This is a genomic window from Brevundimonas olei, assembly GCF_037055245.1.
Classification (GTDB): Bacteria; Pseudomonadota; Alphaproteobacteria; order Caulobacterales; family Caulobacteraceae; genus Brevundimonas; species Brevundimonas olei.
This window is the reverse complement of sequence record NZ_CP146369.1, coordinates 2,554,197-2,569,050: the sequence shown is the minus strand read 5'-3', so window position 1 is coordinate 2,569,050 and position 14,854 is coordinate 2,554,197. Positions and strand designations below refer to the sequence as shown.

At 64.9% G+C, this 14,854-nt stretch carries 27 protein-coding genes; all 27 read left to right on the top strand.

The genetic code is table 11. The annotated features are described in order from the left end of the window. Positions 1-227: 227 nt before the first annotated feature. On the top strand, positions 228-533 hold the full coding sequence (gene rpsJ, locus V8J38_RS12515; RefSeq protein WP_003164367.1) for a 30S ribosomal protein S10: 306 nt from the start codon (positions 228-230) through the stop codon (positions 531-533). 23 nt (positions 534-556) lie between these two features. Then, entirely contained in the window at positions 557-1,303 is a 747-nt protein-coding gene (gene rplC, locus V8J38_RS12510; RefSeq protein ID WP_312219358.1) for a 50S ribosomal protein L3, read from the top strand. Beyond that, on the top strand, positions 1,303-1,941 hold the full coding sequence (gene rplD / locus V8J38_RS12505; RefSeq protein WP_338576111.1) for a 50S ribosomal protein L4: 639 nt from the start codon (positions 1,303-1,305) through the stop codon (positions 1,939-1,941). Before rplC ends, rplD begins: the two co-directional genes overlap by 1 nt. Continuing rightward, the gene (locus V8J38_RS12500) at positions 1,941-2,246 is read left to right on the top strand and encodes a 50S ribosomal protein L23 (protein ID WP_338576109.1); all 306 of its coding nucleotides are present in this window, start codon (positions 1,941-1,943) and stop codon (positions 2,244-2,246) included. The genes rplD and V8J38_RS12500 overlap by 1 nt, the downstream gene beginning before the upstream one ends. A 4-nt stretch (positions 2,247-2,250) precedes the next feature. Beyond that, positions 2,251-3,087 carry a 50S ribosomal protein L2 gene (gene rplB / locus V8J38_RS12495; protein ID WP_291781273.1) on the top strand — a complete coding sequence of 279 codons (837 nt, stop codon included), beginning with the start codon at positions 2,251-2,253 and terminating at the stop codon, positions 3,085-3,087. 2 nt (positions 3,088-3,089) lie between these two features. Next, the gene (gene rpsS / locus V8J38_RS12490; RefSeq protein WP_003164372.1) at positions 3,090-3,368 is read left to right on the top strand and encodes a 30S ribosomal protein S19; all 279 of its coding nucleotides are present in this window, start codon (positions 3,090-3,092) and stop codon (positions 3,366-3,368) included. Positions 3,369-3,371: 3 nt separating this feature from the next. Next, the gene (rplV, locus tag V8J38_RS12485) at positions 3,372-3,752 is read left to right on the top strand and encodes a 50S ribosomal protein L22 (RefSeq protein WP_291781280.1); all 381 of its coding nucleotides are present in this window, start codon (positions 3,372-3,374) and stop codon (positions 3,750-3,752) included. Further along, positions 3,752-4,498 (top strand): 30S ribosomal protein S3, encoded by a 747-nt coding sequence (gene rpsC / locus V8J38_RS12480; protein ID WP_338576105.1) that lies wholly within the window; start codon positions 3,752-3,754, stop codon positions 4,496-4,498. Before rplV ends, rpsC begins: the two co-directional genes overlap by 1 nt. Positions 4,499-4,504: 6 nt before the next feature. Next, the gene (gene rplP / locus V8J38_RS12475; protein WP_003164375.1) at positions 4,505-4,942 is read left to right on the top strand and encodes a 50S ribosomal protein L16; all 438 of its coding nucleotides are present in this window, start codon (positions 4,505-4,507) and stop codon (positions 4,940-4,942) included. Further along, on the top strand, positions 4,942-5,139 hold the full coding sequence (gene rpmC, locus V8J38_RS12470; protein WP_003164376.1) for a 50S ribosomal protein L29: 198 nt from the start codon (positions 4,942-4,944) through the stop codon (positions 5,137-5,139). The genes rplP and rpmC overlap by 1 nt, the downstream gene beginning before the upstream one ends. A 10-nt stretch (positions 5,140-5,149) precedes the next feature. Then, on the top strand, positions 5,150-5,392 hold the full coding sequence (gene rpsQ / locus V8J38_RS12465) for a 30S ribosomal protein S17 (RefSeq protein WP_003164377.1): 243 nt from the start codon (positions 5,150-5,152) through the stop codon (positions 5,390-5,392). Between the two features lie 18 nt (positions 5,393-5,410). Continuing rightward, positions 5,411-5,779 (top strand): 50S ribosomal protein L14, encoded by a 369-nt coding sequence (gene rplN, locus V8J38_RS12460; protein ID WP_003164378.1) that lies wholly within the window; start codon positions 5,411-5,413, stop codon positions 5,777-5,779. 2 nt (positions 5,780-5,781) lie between these two features. Next, positions 5,782-6,090 (top strand): 50S ribosomal protein L24, encoded by a 309-nt coding sequence (gene rplX, locus V8J38_RS12455; protein WP_291781289.1) that lies wholly within the window; start codon positions 5,782-5,784, stop codon positions 6,088-6,090. Further along, positions 6,090-6,647, top strand: a complete 558-nt coding sequence (gene rplE / locus V8J38_RS12450; RefSeq protein WP_112999349.1) for a 50S ribosomal protein L5 — start codon at positions 6,090-6,092, stop codon at positions 6,645-6,647. The genes rplX and rplE overlap by 1 nt, the downstream gene beginning before the upstream one ends. 19 nt (positions 6,648-6,666) lie before the next feature. After that, positions 6,667-6,972 (top strand): 30S ribosomal protein S14, encoded by a 306-nt coding sequence (rpsN, locus tag V8J38_RS12445; protein ID WP_003170022.1) that lies wholly within the window; start codon positions 6,667-6,669, stop codon positions 6,970-6,972. 15 nt (positions 6,973-6,987) lie between these two features. Next, positions 6,988-7,386: a 30S ribosomal protein S8 gene (gene rpsH, locus V8J38_RS12440; RefSeq protein ID WP_003170021.1), complete on the top strand. Its 399-nt coding sequence runs from the start codon at positions 6,988-6,990 to the stop codon at positions 7,384-7,386. Between the two features lies 1 nt (position 7,387). After that, entirely contained in the window at positions 7,388-7,921 is a 534-nt protein-coding gene (rplF, locus tag V8J38_RS12435) for a 50S ribosomal protein L6 (protein WP_291781295.1), read from the top strand. 3 nt (positions 7,922-7,924) lie between these two features. Continuing rightward, the gene (gene rplR / locus V8J38_RS12430) at positions 7,925-8,281 is read left to right on the top strand and encodes a 50S ribosomal protein L18 (RefSeq protein WP_291781298.1); all 357 of its coding nucleotides are present in this window, start codon (positions 7,925-7,927) and stop codon (positions 8,279-8,281) included. Between the two features lie 13 nt (positions 8,282-8,294). Continuing rightward, positions 8,295-8,894 (top strand): 30S ribosomal protein S5, encoded by a 600-nt coding sequence (gene rpsE, locus V8J38_RS12425; RefSeq protein WP_291781302.1) that lies wholly within the window; start codon positions 8,295-8,297, stop codon positions 8,892-8,894. Between the two features lie 3 nt (positions 8,895-8,897). Further along, complete coding sequence (rpmD, locus tag V8J38_RS12420) at positions 8,898-9,092, top strand: 50S ribosomal protein L30 (protein WP_291781306.1); 195 nt, start codon at positions 8,898-8,900, stop codon at positions 9,090-9,092. 162 nt (positions 9,093-9,254) lie between these two features. Next, positions 9,255-9,848, top strand: a complete 594-nt coding sequence (gene rplO / locus V8J38_RS12415; RefSeq protein WP_366936253.1) for a 50S ribosomal protein L15 — start codon at positions 9,255-9,257, stop codon at positions 9,846-9,848. 159 nt (positions 9,849-10,007) lie between these two features. After that, positions 10,008-11,384 (top strand): preprotein translocase subunit SecY, encoded by a 1,377-nt coding sequence (secY, locus tag V8J38_RS12410; protein ID WP_291781310.1) that lies wholly within the window; start codon positions 10,008-10,010, stop codon positions 11,382-11,384. 24 nt (positions 11,385-11,408) lie between these two features. Further along, complete coding sequence (locus tag V8J38_RS12405; protein WP_312219354.1) at positions 11,409-11,972, top strand: adenylate kinase; 564 nt, start codon at positions 11,409-11,411, stop codon at positions 11,970-11,972. Between the two features lie 69 nt (positions 11,973-12,041). Further along, positions 12,042-12,749: a TonB family protein gene (locus tag V8J38_RS12400; protein WP_338576088.1), complete on the top strand. Its 708-nt coding sequence runs from the start codon at positions 12,042-12,044 to the stop codon at positions 12,747-12,749. A 141-nt stretch (positions 12,750-12,890) separates the two neighbouring features. Next, positions 12,891-13,259 (top strand): 30S ribosomal protein S13, encoded by a 369-nt coding sequence (rpsM, locus tag V8J38_RS12395; RefSeq protein WP_003164389.1) that lies wholly within the window; start codon positions 12,891-12,893, stop codon positions 13,257-13,259. Between the two features lie 16 nt (positions 13,260-13,275). Beyond that, complete coding sequence (gene rpsK / locus V8J38_RS12390; protein ID WP_003164390.1) at positions 13,276-13,665, top strand: 30S ribosomal protein S11; 390 nt, start codon at positions 13,276-13,278, stop codon at positions 13,663-13,665. 88 nt (positions 13,666-13,753) lie between these two features. Further along, entirely contained in the window at positions 13,754-14,773 is a 1,020-nt protein-coding gene (locus V8J38_RS12385) for a DNA-directed RNA polymerase subunit alpha (RefSeq protein ID WP_291781324.1), read from the top strand. The last annotated feature ends 81 nt before the right edge of the window (positions 14,774-14,854 follow it).

Genomic DNA, 14,854 nt, shown 5'->3' with positions numbered 1-14,854 from the left:
CTTGTTGGACCGGCTGTGCACTTTCGGGTGCAGACGCGGTCCGCAGGAACGACCTAAGTTACTGTTCTTTGCAGCTTCTTGGGAACTTACGGCCTTCGCGGGGGACTGCGTGGGCCGCTCGTTTTTGCGGATTTGCGTTTCCTGGGGATGAGTTTTCGTCCCGAGGCTTCGGTCTTTGAAATGGTTCACAGGGACGCGGCTCCGGCCGCATGGGAATAACAACCGATATGGATCAAAGCATCCGCATCAGGCTCAAGGCCTTCGATCATCGCGTCCTCGACTTTTCGACGCGCGAAATCGTCAATACCGCCAAGCGCACGGGCGCGACCGTTCGCGGTCCGATCCCGCTGCCGACCCTGATCGAAAAGTTCACCGTGAACCGCTCGCCGCACGTCGACAAGAAGTCGCGCGAGCAGTTTGAAATCCGCACGCACAAGCGCGTGCTCGACATTGTCGACCCCACTCCGCAGACCGTGGACGCGCTCATGAAGCTCGACCTGTCCGCCGGCGTGGACGTCGAGATCAAGATCTAAGAAAGAAAGAGGCGGGATCCGACATGCGCACGGGCGTGATCGCCAAGAAGCTGGGGATGACCCGCGTGTTCGCCGATGACGGCGCACACGTTCCGGTCACTGTGCTCCAGCTCGACGGCTGCCAAGTCGTCGGCCAACGTACCAAGGAGCGCGACGGCTACGTCGCCCTTCAGCTGGGCGCTGGCGTTAAGAAGGCCAAGAACACGGCCAAGGCTCAACGCGAAGCTTTCGCGAAGGCCGAGGTCGAGCCGAAGGCCTATGTGACCGAGTTCCGCGTGGGCGAAGACGCCCTGCTGGACGTGGGCGCCGAACTGTCGGCCGACCACTTCCTCGCGGGTCAGAAGGTCGACATCCAGGGCCATACCATCGGTAAGGGCTTTGCGGGCGCCATGAAGCGCTGGAACTTCGGCGGTCTGCGCGCGTCGCACGGCGTGTCGATCTCGCACCGTTCGCACGGTTCGACCGGCCAGCGCCAGGACCCGGGCAAGGTCTTCAAGGGCAAGAAGATGGCCGGCCATCTGGGCCAGGAAGTCGTTACGACCCAGAACCTGACCGTCGTCCGCGTCGACGCCGAGCGTGGCCTGATCCTGATCAAGGGCGCTGTCCCGGGTCACGACGGCGCCTACGTCAAGATCAGCGACGCCATCAAGAAGGCCCGTCCTTCGGACGCCCCGTTCCCGGGCGCCGTGAAGTCGGCCGCTGCTCAACCCGCTTCCACGCCGGCTGAAGAAGCTCCGGCCGTTGAAGCGACCGAAGGCGGTGAAGCGTAATGAAACTCTCGGTCATCAAACTCGACGGCAAAGCTGCTGGCGACGTTGAGCTGTCGGACGCCGTCTTCGGCATCTCCGACATCCGCGGCGACCTGCTGGCTCGTTACGTCAACTGGCAGCTGGCCAAGCGCCGCGCCGGCACCCACAAGGTTCAAACCCGCAACGAGAACTCTCGTACGGGCAAGAAGATGTACAAGCAGAAGGGCACGGGCGGCGCCCGTCACGGCTCGCGTCGTGCGCCCCAGTTCGTCGGCGGTTCGCCGGCGTTCGGCCCGGTCGTTCGCGACCACGGCTTCTCGCTGCCGAAAAAGGTCCGCGCCCTGGCGCTGAAGCACGCCCTGTCGTCCAAGGTTAAGGCCGGCGACCTGGTCGTCGTCGACAGCGTCTCGGTCAAGGAAGCCAAGACGGCCTCGCTGCGCGAGACCTTCGGCAAGCTGGGCTGGACCAAGGCTCTGATCATCGCGGGTCCGGAAGTCGAAGCCAACTTCGGCCTGGCCGCGCGCAACATCCCGCACATCGACGTGCTGCCGAACGCCGGCCTGAACGTCTATGACATCCTGCGGGCGGACAAACTGGTGCTGACCAAGGCCGCCGTCGAGGCGATCGAGGCGCGCTTCGCTGAGAAGGAAGCCGCATAATGGCCGCCGCTCAACCCACCGCCAAGCACTACGACACCATCCTGGCTCCGGTGATCACCGAGAAGGCCACGATCCTGTCGGAGCAGAACAAGGTCGTCTTCCGCGTCGCCGGCACGGCGACCAAGGACGAGATCGCCGCGGCGGTCGAAAGCCTGTTCAAAGTCAACGTCCTCAAGGTCAACACCCTGGTTCAAAAGGGCAAGGCCAAGCGCTTCCGGGGCATCCTCGGTCGCCGCGTGGACATCAAGAAAGCGATCGTGACGCTGGCCGACGGCCAGTCGATCGACGTCACGACGGGGCTCTAAGACCATGGCTCTGAAGCATTACAATCCGACGTCGCCAGGCCGCCGCGCCCTGGTGCTGGTCGACCGCTCCGAGCTGCACAAGGGCCGCCCGGAGAAGTCGCTGACCCAAGGCCTGACCAAGTCGGGCGGTCGTGGTCAGGGCGGTCGCATCGCTGTCCGCTTCCGCGGCGGCGGCGCCAAGACCCTGTACCGCAAGATCGACTTCAAGCGTCGCAAGTTCGACGTGGTCGGCACGGTCGAGCGTCTGGAGTACGACCCGAACCGCACCGCCTTCATCGCCCTGGTGACCTACGCCGACGGCGAGAAGACCTACATCATCGCGCCTCAGCGCCTGCACGCCGGCGACACCATCGTCGCGGGTGAAAAGGTTGACGTGAAGCCGGGCAACGCCATGCCGCTGCGCTCCATGCCGGTCGGCACCATCATCCACAACGTGGAGATGAAGCCGGGCAAGGGCGCTCAGCTGGCCCGTTCGGCCGGCGCTTACGCTCAACTGGTCGGTCGCGACCAGGGCTATGCTCAGATCCGTCTGGGCTCGGGCGAGCTTCGCATGGTTCTGGACGGCTGCATGGCCGTTGTCGGCGCCGTGTCGAACCCCGAGCACATGAACCAGAACCTGGGCAAGGCGGGCCGCAAGCGTCACATGGGCTGGCGTCCGCACGTCCGCGGCGTCGCCATGAACCCGATCGACCACCCGCACGGTGGTGGTGAAGGCCGGACCTCGGGCGGTCGTACCCCGGTTACGCCGTGGGGTAAGGACACCAAGGGTTCTCGTACCCGCAAGAACAAGGCCACGGACAAGTTCATCATCCGTAGCCGTCACGTGAAGAAGGCTCGCTAAGAATGGCCCGCTCCTCCTGGAAAGGCCCGTTTGTCGACGGGTATCTGCTCAAGAAGGCCGACGCCGCTCAATCGTCGGGCCGCAAGGACGTGATCAAGACCTGGTCGCGCCGCTCCACCATCCTGCCGCAGTTCGTCGGTCTGACGTTCGGCGTCCACAACGGCCAGAAGCATGTGCCGGTGTCGGTCTCCGAAGAAATGGTCGGCATGAAGTTCGGCGAGTTCGCCCCGACCCGGAACTTCCCGGGCCACGCGGCGGACAAGAAGGCCAAGAGGAAGTAATCCATGGCCCAGACCAAGAACCCCCGTCGCGTTGCGGCGACCGAGGCCCGCGCCAAGCTGGTCAACGTCCGCATCAGCCCGCAGAAGCTGAACCTGGTGGCCGCCTCGATCCGCGGCCTGCCGGTCCAGAAGGCTCTCAACGAGCTGGAATTCAGCCGCAAGCGCATCGCCGGCGACGTCCGCAAGGTCCTGTACTCGGCCGTCTCGAACGCCGAGAACAACCACAACCTCGACATCGACAACCTGGTCGTCGCCGAGGCCTTCGTGGGCAAGAACCTGGTGATGAAGCGTTTCGCGAGCCGTGCTCGCGGTCGTTCGTCGCGCATCCTGAAACCGTTCAGCGAAATCACCATCGTGGTTCGCGAAGCAGGTGAGGCCGCCTGATGGGTCAGAAAATCAATCCGATCGGTCTGCGCCTCGGCGTGAACCGTACGTGGGACAGCCGCTGGTTCGCCGGCGGCGCCGACTACGCCAAGCTGCTCCACCAGGACCTGAAGCTGCGTGCGTGGCTGAAGGAACGCCTGTCGGCCGCCGGCGTGTCGCGCATCATCATCGAGCGTCCGCACAAGAAGTGCCGCGTGACGATCTACGCCGCCCGTCCGGGCGTCGTGATCGGCAAGAAGGGCGCTGACATCGAGAAGCTGCGCAAGGACATCTCGGCCCGCACCGAAGGCGAAGTTCACCTGAACATCGTCGAGGTCCGCAAGCCGGAGACCGACGCTCAGCTGATCGCTGAGAACATCGCTCAGCAGCTGGAGCGCCGTATCGCGTTCCGTCGCGCCATGAAGCGTTCGATGCAGTCGGCCATGCGCCTGGGCGCCAAGGGCGTCCGCATCAACGTCTCGGGCCGTCTGGGCGGCGCCGAAATCGCTCGTATGGAGTGGTACCGCGAAGGTCGCGTGCCGCTGCACACCCTGCGCGCCGACATCGACTACGGCTTCTACGAAGCCAAGACGACCTACGGCATCATTGGCGTGAAGGTCTGGGTGTTTAAGGGTGAAGTGCTCGAGCACGACCCGATGGCCCAGGACAAGCGCTGGGCCCAGGAAGCCTCGGGTCCGTCGTCCAACGAAGGCCGTGAGCGCGGCCCCCGCGGTGATCGCGGTCCGCGCCGTGGTCGTGAGGGCTGATAGGCCATGTTGCAACCGAAAAAGACCAAGTACCGTAAGGCCTTCAAGGGCCGCATCCACGGCTCGTCCAAGGGTGGTTTCTCGCTGAACTTCGGCTCCTACGGTCTGAAGGCCGTCGAGCCGGAGCGCATCACGGCGCGTCAGATCGAGGCGGCTCGCCGCGCGATCACCCGTCAGATGAAGCGTCAGGGCCGCGTCTGGATCCGTATCTTCCCGGACGTGCCGGTTTCCGGCAAGCCGGCCGAAGTGCGGATGGGTAAGGGCAAGGGGGCGGTGGACCACTGGGCCGCTCGCGTGGCTCCTGGCCGCATCATGTTCGAAATCGACGGCGTGCCGGACGACGTGGCTCGTGAAGCGCTGCGCCTCGGCGCCGCCAAGCTGCCGATCCGCACCAAGGTGGTCACCCGCCTGGACGCCGGCATCGTTACGGAGCAAGCCGCCTAATGACCAAGATCGCCGATCTCCGGTCGCAAACCGTCGACCAGCTGTCCGACGAGCTGCTGAAGCTCAAGAAGGAACAGTTCAACCTGCGCTTCCAGGCCGCCACCGGCCAGATGGAAAAGACCCACCGGGTCTCGGAAGTGCGCAAGGACATCGCCCGCATCTCGACGCTTCTGCGCGAGAAGCGTGCGGCCTCGTAAGGAAACACCGATGCCCAAACGCATTCTTGAAGGCGTGGTCGTCTCCGACAAGGGCGACAAGACCGTCGTCGTGAAGGTCGAGCGCACCCTGCTGCACCCGCTGCTCCGCAAGACGGTTCGTAAGTCCAAGAACTACCACGCTCACGATGAGGCCAACGCCCTCAAAGTCGGCGACATCGCGCGCATCATCGAATGCGCCCCCAAGTCCAAGTTGAAGCGCTGGGAAATCATTTCCCCGTCTTCGGCTTCGTAAGAAGAAGGATCGGATCCCATGATCCAGATGCAAACTAACCTGGAGGTCGCCGATAACTCGGGCGCTCGCCGGGTCATGTGCATCAAGGTGTTGGGCGGCTCCAAGCGCCGCTACGCCTCGATCGGCGACACCATCGTCGCCTCGGTGAAGGAAGCGATTCCGCGCGGCCGCGTGAAGAAGGGCGACGTCGTTCGCGCCATCGTCGTGCGCACCGCCAAGGACATCCAGCGCAAGGACGGCTCTGTCATCCGTTTCGACAAGTCGGCCGCCGTCATCGTCAACAAGCAGAACGAGCCTGTCGGCACTCGTATCTTCGGCCCGGTTCCGCGCGAGCTGCGCGCCAAGAACCACATGAAGATCATCTCGCTGGCTCCGGAGGTTCTGTAACCATGGCCGCCAAGATCAAGAAGGGCGACAACGTCGTCGTCCTGACCGGCAAGGACAAGGGCCGCACCGGCCAGGTGCTGCAGGTCCTGCCGACCGAGAACCGCGTCGTCGTGCAAGGCGTCAACATGGTCCAGCGCCACACGCGCCCGACCCAGGCTGACCCGCAAGGCGGCATCAAGCACAAGGAAGCCTCGCTTCACCTGTCGAACGTCGCCATCGTCGACGCCAACGGCAAGGCGACCCGCGTGGGCTTCAAGGTCGAGGGGGACAAGAAGGTCCGCTTCGCCAAGTCGACGGGAGACGTCATCTGATGGCCGACACCAAGTATACGCCGCGTCTCAAGACCGACTATCAGGATCGCATCCGCGGCGTCCTGAAGGAAAAGTTCGGCTACACGAACGAGATGCAGATCCCCAAGCTGGACAAGATCGTCCTGAACATGGGCATCGGCGAAGCTGTGGCGGACTCCAAGAAGGCCAATGCGGCCCTCAAGGACCTGACGGCCATCGCCGGCCAGAAGGCCGTGCCGACCAAGGCTCGTAACTCCATCGCCGGCTTCAAGCTGCGCGAAGGCATGGTCATCGGCGGCAAGGTCACGCTGCGCGGCGCCCAGATGTACGAGTTCCTGGACCGTTTCATCACGATCGCCCTGCCGCGCGTGAAGGACTTCCGGGGCCTGAAGGGCACTTCGTTCGACGGTCGCGGCAACTACGCCACGGGTCTGAAGGAGCACATCGTGTTCCCGGAGATCAACTACGACCAGATCGACCAGATGTGGGGCATGGACATCGTTGTCTGCACCACGGCCAAGACCGATGAGGAAGCCAAGGCTCTCCTCACCGAGTTCAAGTTCCCGTTCGTGAACTGAGCGGGAAGGGAAGAGAACAATGGCTAAGAAAAGCGCCGTAAACCGCAACGAAGCCGTCAAGGCCCTGGTTGCGAAGTATGCCGCGAAGCGGGACGCCCTGAAGGCTATCGCCAACGACGAGAGCCTGCCGCTTGAGGAGCGCTTCGATGCGCGCCTGAAGCTGGCGGCCCTGCCGCGCAACTCGGCTCCGAGCCGTATTCGCAACCGTTGCGAAGTGACGGGTCGTCCGCGGGCTTATTACCGCAAGCTCAAGATGAGCCGTGTCGCCCTGCGCGAGCTGGGCAACATGGGTCAGATCCCCGGCCTGACGAAGTCGAGCTGGTAAGGGGAGCGAACAGACATGATGATCAACGATCCCCTGAGCGACATGATCGCTCGCATCAAGAACGCGGCCACCCGCAAGCGTTCTTCGGTGCTCACCCCGGCTTCCCGCCTGCGTCAGCGCGTCCTGGACGTGCTGCAGGACGAGGGCTACATCCGCGGCTACTCGCTGGTTCAAAACCCCGGTGAGTTCCCGCAGTTCGAGATCGAGCTGAAGTACTTCGACGGTCAGCCGGTGATCGCCGAGATCGCCCGCGTGTCGAAGCCCGGCCGCCGCGTCTATTCGGCCATCGGCGATCTGAAGCCGGTCAAGAACGGCCTCGGCATCTCGATCCTTTCGACTTCGAAGGGCGTCATGTCCGACGCCGCCGCCCGCGACGCTAACGTCGGCGGCGAAGTCCTCTGCAGGGTCTACTGATATGTCTCGTATCGGCAAGAAAACCATCGCCGTGCCGAAGGGCGTGACTGTCACGCTCAACGGCCAGGCCATCACCGTGAAGGGTCCGAAGGGCGAACGCTCCTGGACCGTCGCCGACGAGATCGAAGTCACGCAGGAAGGCGACGAACTGTCGCTGACCCCGCGTTCGGACTCGCAGCGCGCCAAGGCCATGTGGGGCCTGTCGCGCACCCTGGTCGCCAACATGGTGACCGGCGTGACCGAAGGCTTCGAGAAGACCCTGGAACTGGTCGGCGTCGGCTACCGCGCCGCCCTGAAGGGCAAGGATCTCTCGCTGCAGCTCGGCTTCTCGCACGACGTGGACATCGTTCCGCCCGAAGGCATCACCTTCGCCGTGCCGAAGCAGACCGAGATCAAGATCTCGGGCAACGACAAGCAGGTTGTGGGCGAAATCGCCGCCGTCATCCGCAAGATGCGTCCGCCGGAACCCTATAAGGGCAAGGGCGTGCGCTATCAGGGCGAATTCGTCCGGCGCAAGGAAGGCAAGAAGAAGTAAGTCATGGCTCTCTCTCTTCAACAACAAGCCAAGCGCCGCGCCGAGCGCACTCGCCGTCGCCTGAAGGCTGTCGCCAACGGTCGTCTGCGTCTGTCGGTCTTCCGTTCGGACAAGAACATCTCGGCTCAGATCATCGACGATGCCCAGGGCATCACGGTGGCCGCCGCCTCGTCGCTGGAAGGCGGCAAGGGTTCCAAGGGTTCGGACGTCGCAGCCGCCGCCAAGATCGGCAAGCTGATCGCCGAGCGCGCCATCGAGAAGGGCGTCACCGACGTCGTCTTCGACCGTGGCGGCTACATCTATCACGGCCGGGTCAAGGCGCTGGCGGAAGCCGCGCGCGAAGCCGGCCTGAACTTCTAAGGGAACGGCAAGCATGGCTCGTGAACCCCAACGCGGCGGCGGCGACCGTAACCGTCGCGACAACCGCAACGCTCCCGTTGAAGGTCCGGATTCGGACATCATCGAGAAGCTGGTGCACATCAACCGCGTCGCCGCCACCGTCAAAGGCGGCCGCCGGTTCTCGTTCGCGGCCCTGATGGTCGTCGGCGACGGCAAGGGCCGCGTCGGCTTCGGTCATGGCAAGGCGCGCGAAGTGCCGGAAGCCATCCGTAAGGCGACCGAAGAAGCCAAGAAGACCATGATCAAGGTTCCGCTGCGCGAGAACCGCACCCTGCACCACGACGGCAATGGCCGTTGGGGCGCCGGCAAGATCATGATGCGTGCGGCGCCTCCGGGCACCGGCGTCATCGCGGGCGGTCCGATGCGTGCGGTCCTCGAAACCCTCGGCGTCCAGGACGTCGTGGGCAAGTCGACCGGCTCGTCGAACCCCTACAACATGATCCGCGCCACCTTCGAAGCTCTGAAGGTCCAGTCGTCGCCGCGCCAGATCGCCTCCAAGCGGGGCAAGAAGGTGTCCGACCTGATGGGCCGCCGCAATGACGGCGCTTCGGCGCCGGAAGCCGTGGAGGGCTGATAGATGGCCAAGACCGAAAAGAAGACCGTGACCGTCCGTCAGACGGCGAGCCCGATCCGCCGCAAGTCGGATCAGCGCGCCACCCTGGTGGGCCTGGGTCTCAACCAGATCGGCCGTGAGTCGACCCTGGAAGACACCCCCTCCGTCCGTGGGATGATCGCCAAGGTCGCCCACATGGTGGAAGTGGTCGAGAAGTAAGACGGTTCGCCCTCTCCCGTTCGCGGGGGAGGGCGTTTCGCTTTATGAAGAAGCATCTTGCGATGCTGACGCGGGTCGCTTAATCAGCGGCCCTTCAATTTTTCCAACGCCGAGTCAGGTCCGCCTGTCGAACCTGGCGCTAGAACCCGAAAGGATCAGGCAATGAAGCTGAACGAAATCCGTGACAACGAAGGCGCCTCCAAGAAGCGTATGCGCGTCGGCCGCGGCCCGGGCTCGGGCAAGGGCAAGACCGCCGGTCGCGGCGTCAAGGGTCAGAAGTCGCGTTCGGGCGTCGCCATCGGCGGCTTCGAAGGCGGCCAGATGCCGCTGTACATGCGTATGCCGAAGCGCGGCTTCAACGTGCCGAACGCGCCGAAGCTGGCTGAAGTCAACCTGTGGCGCCTGCAAGAGGCTGTCGACGCCGGCAAGCTGGACGCCAAGGCCGAGATCAACGGCGCGGCTCTGGTCGCCGCCGGCGTGATCCGTCGCGTCAAGGACGGCGTGCGCGTCCTGGGCGAAGGCGAACTGAAGGCCAAGCTGAATCTGGTCGTGTGGTCGGCCTCGTCGGGCGCCATCAAGGCGGTCGAAGCCGCCGGCGGTTCGGTGACGCAACAGCGCATCGAAGCCGAAGCCAAGGCTGCGGCTCGCCTCGAGAAGCGCAACGCCGCTCGCGGCAAGGCGCCGGCTCCGAAGGCTCCGCTGGGCGACGCCAACAAGATCTCGGCTCGCGCCAAGCGCACCGCCGCCAAGGCCTAAAATCCGATATCGTCATCCCGTCGGGGGCGTGGTTTCACGTCTCCGCCGGGATCGTCCGGACCGGGATGACGATTTTCCGAAAGCGGCCCTCGCAAGAGCGCCGCTTTCCGCCTATCTGACGACGGGCATGAAAATGGTGACCGTCTGGGGGACCGCCTGATGGCTTCGGCCGCTGAACAACTTGCTGCTAATATGAACATAGGCTCGTTCGCCAAGGCGACCGAGCTGCACAAACGCCTGCTGTTCACGCTCGGCGCGCTGCTGGTCTACCGGATCGGCACCTATGTTCCGATCCCCGGGATCAACGGCGAGGCCTTCCTGGCCTTCTTCCAGAATCCGGACGGCCAACGCGGCATCCTGGATATGTTCAACATGTTCTCGGGCGGCGCCGTCGAGCGTATGGCCGTGTTCGCGCTGAACGTCATGCCCTACATCTCGGCCTCGATCATCGTCCAGCTGATGGGCGCGGTGTATCCGCCGTGGGAGAAGCTGAAGAAGGAAGGCGGCGAGTCGGGCCGCAAGCAGCTGAACCAGTACACCCGCTATCTGACGGTGTTCCTGGCCCTGGCGCAGTCCTTCGGCATCGCGGTGGGCCTGAACGCCCAGCCGGGTCTGATCGACCAGCCCGGCCTGTTCTTCATCATTTCGACGGTCACCGTCCTGACCGGCGGCACCATGTTCCTGATGTGGCTGGGCGAGCAGGTGACGGCGCGCGGCGTCGGCAACGGCATCTCCCTGATCATCTTCGCGGGCATCGTGGCGGTCCTGCCGTCGACGGTGGCGCGGATGCTGGGCCTGGCCCAGCAGGGTCAGATGTCGGCCTTCACCCTGTTCGGCATCGCCATCATGGCGGTCGCGGTCATCGTCTTCATCGTCTTCATGGAGCGCGCCCAGCGCCGCCTTCTGATCCAGTATCCGAAGCGCCAGGAAGGCAACCGCATGACCGGCGGCGAGCGCAGCTTCCTGCCGCTGAAGGTTAACACCGCGGGCGTGATCCCGGCCATCTTCGCCTCGTCGCTGCTGATGCTGCCGACGACGGTGGCCCAGTTCACCGCCAATGCGAACCTGCCGGACTGGATGAGCTGGCTGCCCCTGGTGACGGCTCAGCTGACCCACGGCCAGCCGGTGTTCATGATCTTGTACGCCGTCCTGATCGTCTTCTTCTGCTTCTTCTACACCTCGATCACCTTCAACCCCGAGGACACGGCCGAGAACCTGCGCAAGTACGGCGGCTTCCTGCCGGGCATCCGCCCGGGCAAGCGGACGGCCGAGTATCTGGACTATGTCCTGACGCGCCTGACGGTGATCGGCGCCGCCTACATCACCGCCGTCTGCCTGCTGCCGGAGTTCCTGGTCAGCAGCCTGGGCAACAGCCTGTACTTTGGCGGAACGTCTATCTTGATCGTGGTCTCGGTGACGATGGACACTGTCGCCCAGATCCAGTCGCACCTGCTGGCGCACCAGTACGAGGGGCTGATCAAGAAGGCCAAGTTGCGCGGTCGTGGCCGGGGCGGTTCCGCTCCTGTCCGTCGCTGATCGGGTAGGGGGCCCGAAGACATAATGAACCTGATCCTGTTCGGGCCGCCTGCGGCCGGCAAGGGCACCCAGGCCAAGCGGCTGGTCGAGGAGCGGGGCATGGTCCAGCTCTCAACCGGCGACATGCTGCGCGCGGCGATCGCTTCGGGCTCCGAGCTGGGGCTGAAGGTCAAGGATGTGCTGGCGCGCGGCGACCTCGTCACCGACGAGATCGTCATCGCTCTGATCGAAGCTCGTCTGCCGGAGGCCGAGGCCGCCGGCGGGGCCATCTTCGACGGCTTCCCCCGCACGGTGGCCCAGGCCGAGGCCCTGGACGCCATGCTGGCCAAGCGCGGCGCCAAGATCGACAGCGTCATCCGCCTGAAGGTGGACGACGCGGCCCTGACCGATCGGATCGGCAAGCGTTTCGCCGAGCAGGGGCGGCCTGACGACAATCCCGAGACCTTCAAGGACCGGCTGGCCGTCTACAATCGCCAGACCGCGCCGCTGCTTCCCTATTATGAAGGGCAGGGCAAGCTGACCGAGGTCGACGGCATGGGCGACATCGCCGCCGTGGCCGCCGCGATCGACACGGCGCTGGACGCCTGATCCGGCGCGCGGTCTGATCCCCTCGACTTCTGAAGCGTTAGCGTTCGGGAGCCTGTGCGGGAGAGACGGTTGCGGCCGACACGTATGAAGCAATGGCGCTGGGGCGCGGGGGGGCTGGTGGTCCTTCTGCACCTCGGCGCCTTTGTGCTTCTGGGCGTGGGTCGTCCGGAGCCGCCCCTGGTCATGGCTCTGCCGCCGATACTGGTCGATCTGGTTCCCCCGCCGCCGATACCGCCGCCGCCCCCGCCGCCCAGCGCGCCGGCGGCGTCGCAGGGCGGGGGCGCGCCCGCCGCGCCGTCCGTCGTTCGGCCGCCACCCCCGCGTCCGGCGCCGCCGAGGCCGGAAATCGTCGCGCTTGCACGCCCCGCGCCCGAACAGCCCCTGATCATCGGCGTCGCGCCGGAGCCCAGTCCGACGCCAGGCCCCGGTCAGGGCGGGCAGGGGACGGGCAGCGGCGGGGGCAGCGGTTCCGGCGTCGGTCCTGGCGTCGGCGACGGCCCTCCGCGCATCATCCGCGGTCCGACGGTCGGCGAACTGCGGACCCTGCACCCGCGCGAGGCCTTCCGTCGGCGCATGGGCGGGCGGGCGACCCTGGCCTGCCGCGTGCGGCTGGACACCACCCTGTCCGATTGCCGCCTGGTGGACGAAACGCCGCCGGGGATGGGATTCGGCGAGGCGGCTCTTGCGGCCGCTCGATATTTCCGCTTTCGTCCTCCGACGCAGAACGGAGCGCCGATTGATGGTCGAGAGGTCCGGGTGGGGGTCGAATGGCCCTGAGCCAGCCTGCTCACGGCGCTTGCCCGTTGACGCATCGGGAATCCCCTGTATAAGGGCGGCCTTCCGCGAAGGGCGTACACGCTCCTGGTCTGTTGACCGGAGCGATTTCTGCGTCTGATTAACGCGTACTTGGAGAATTTCGTGGCCCGTATCGCAGGCGTCAACATTCCGACCAACAAGCGCGTTGAAATCGCGCTTCAGTACATCCACGGCATTGGCGCGCACAACGCCAAGGAGATCACGGCCAAGATCGGCATCGAGCCGGCTCGCCGCGTGAACCAGCTGACCGACGCGGAGATCCTGCAGATCCGCGAAACCATCGACCGCGACTACACCGTCGAAGGCGACCTGCGTCGTGAAACCTCGATGAACATCAAGCGTCTGATGGACCTGGCCTGCTACCGCGGCCTGCGTCACCGCAAGGGCCTGCCGGTCCGCGGTCAGCGCACGCACACCAACGCCCGCACCCGCAAGGGCCCGGCCAAGCCGATCGCCGGCAAGAAGAAGTAAGAGAGAGGCCTGACCGATGGCTAAGGAACCGGGTCGCGTTAAGCGCCGCGAACGCAAGAACATCACCTCGGGCGTCGCCCACGTGAACGCTTCGTTCAACAACACCATGGTGACCATCACCGACGCTCAAGGGAACGCGATTTCCTGGTCGTCGGCCGGCCACATGGGCTTCAAGGGCTCGCGCAAGTCGACGCCGTACGCCGCCCAGATGGCTGCGGAAGACGCCGGCAAGAAGGCCGCCGAGCACGGCGTCAAGACGCTGGAAGTGAACGTCTCGGGTCCGGGTTCGGGCCGTGAGTCGGCCCTGCGCGCCCTGCAGGCCGTCGGCATGACGATCACGACCATCCGCGACGTGACGCCGATGCCGCACAACGGCTGCCGTCCGCCCAAGCGCCGTCGCGTCTAAGGTTCACGCCGCCTACCCCTTCTCCCGACGGCTCCTGTTGTTCTGAACGTGAGAACACGGAGTCGTCGAAACCCGTTCGAGGGACTTTATGATCGAAAGAAACTGGCAAGAGCTGATCCGTCCCGAGAAACCGCAAGTCGAGGGCGGGTCTGACCCGCAGCACAAGGCGCGTCTGATCGCCGAGCCTCTCGAGCGCGGTTTCGGTGTGACGCTCGGCAACGCGCTTCGTCGCGTTCTGCTGTCTTCGCTTCAAGGCGCGGCGGTCACGGCCATTCAGATCGACGGCGTGGTGCACGAGTTCTCGTCGCTGGAAGGCGTTCGCGAGGACGTCGTCGACATCGTTCTGAACATCAAGCAACTGGCCCTGCGCATGCACGCGGAAGGTCCGAAGCGGATGACCCTGCGCGCCACGGGCCCCGGCCCGGTGACCGCAGCCCAGATCGACCTGCCGGCCGACATCGAGGTGCTGAACCCGGATCATGTGATCTGCACCCTGGATGACGGCGCTTCGGTTCGCATGGAGCTGACGGTGCAGAACGGCAAGGGCTACGTCGCCGCCGAACTGAACCGCCCGGAAGACGCCCCGATCGGCCTGATCGCCGTCGACGCCCTGTATTCGCCGGTGAAACGCGTCGCCTATCGCGTCGAGCCGACCCGTCAGGGCCAGTCGCTGGACTACGACAAGCTGATCCTGGAAGTCGAAACCAACGGCGCCGTCTCGCCGGTTGACGCCGTGGCCTACGCCGCGCGCATCCTGCAAGACCAGCTGCAGATCTTCATCACCTTCGATGAGCCGACCAAGGCTGTCGAGCAGTCGGACGGCAAGCCCGAGCTGCCCTTCAACCCGGCCCTGCTGAAGAAGGTGGACGAGCTGGAGCTGTCGGTCCGTTCGGCCAACTGCCTGAAGAACGACAACATCGTCTACATCGGCGACCTGATCCAGAAGACCGAGGGCGAAATGCTTCGCACCCCGAACTTCGGCCGCAAGTCGCTGAACGAAATCAAGGAAGTTCTGGCGTCCATGGGACTGAGCCTCGGCATGGATGTGCCGAACTGGCCGCCGGAGAACATCGAAGATCTGGCCAAGAAGTTCGACGACCAGATCTGATCATCAACCCCTCCGCCCAGGTCCCGCGTGGATCGGTTGGGGCGGTAAGAATGAGAGGCCCCAGGTCTCGTCCGCCAAGTA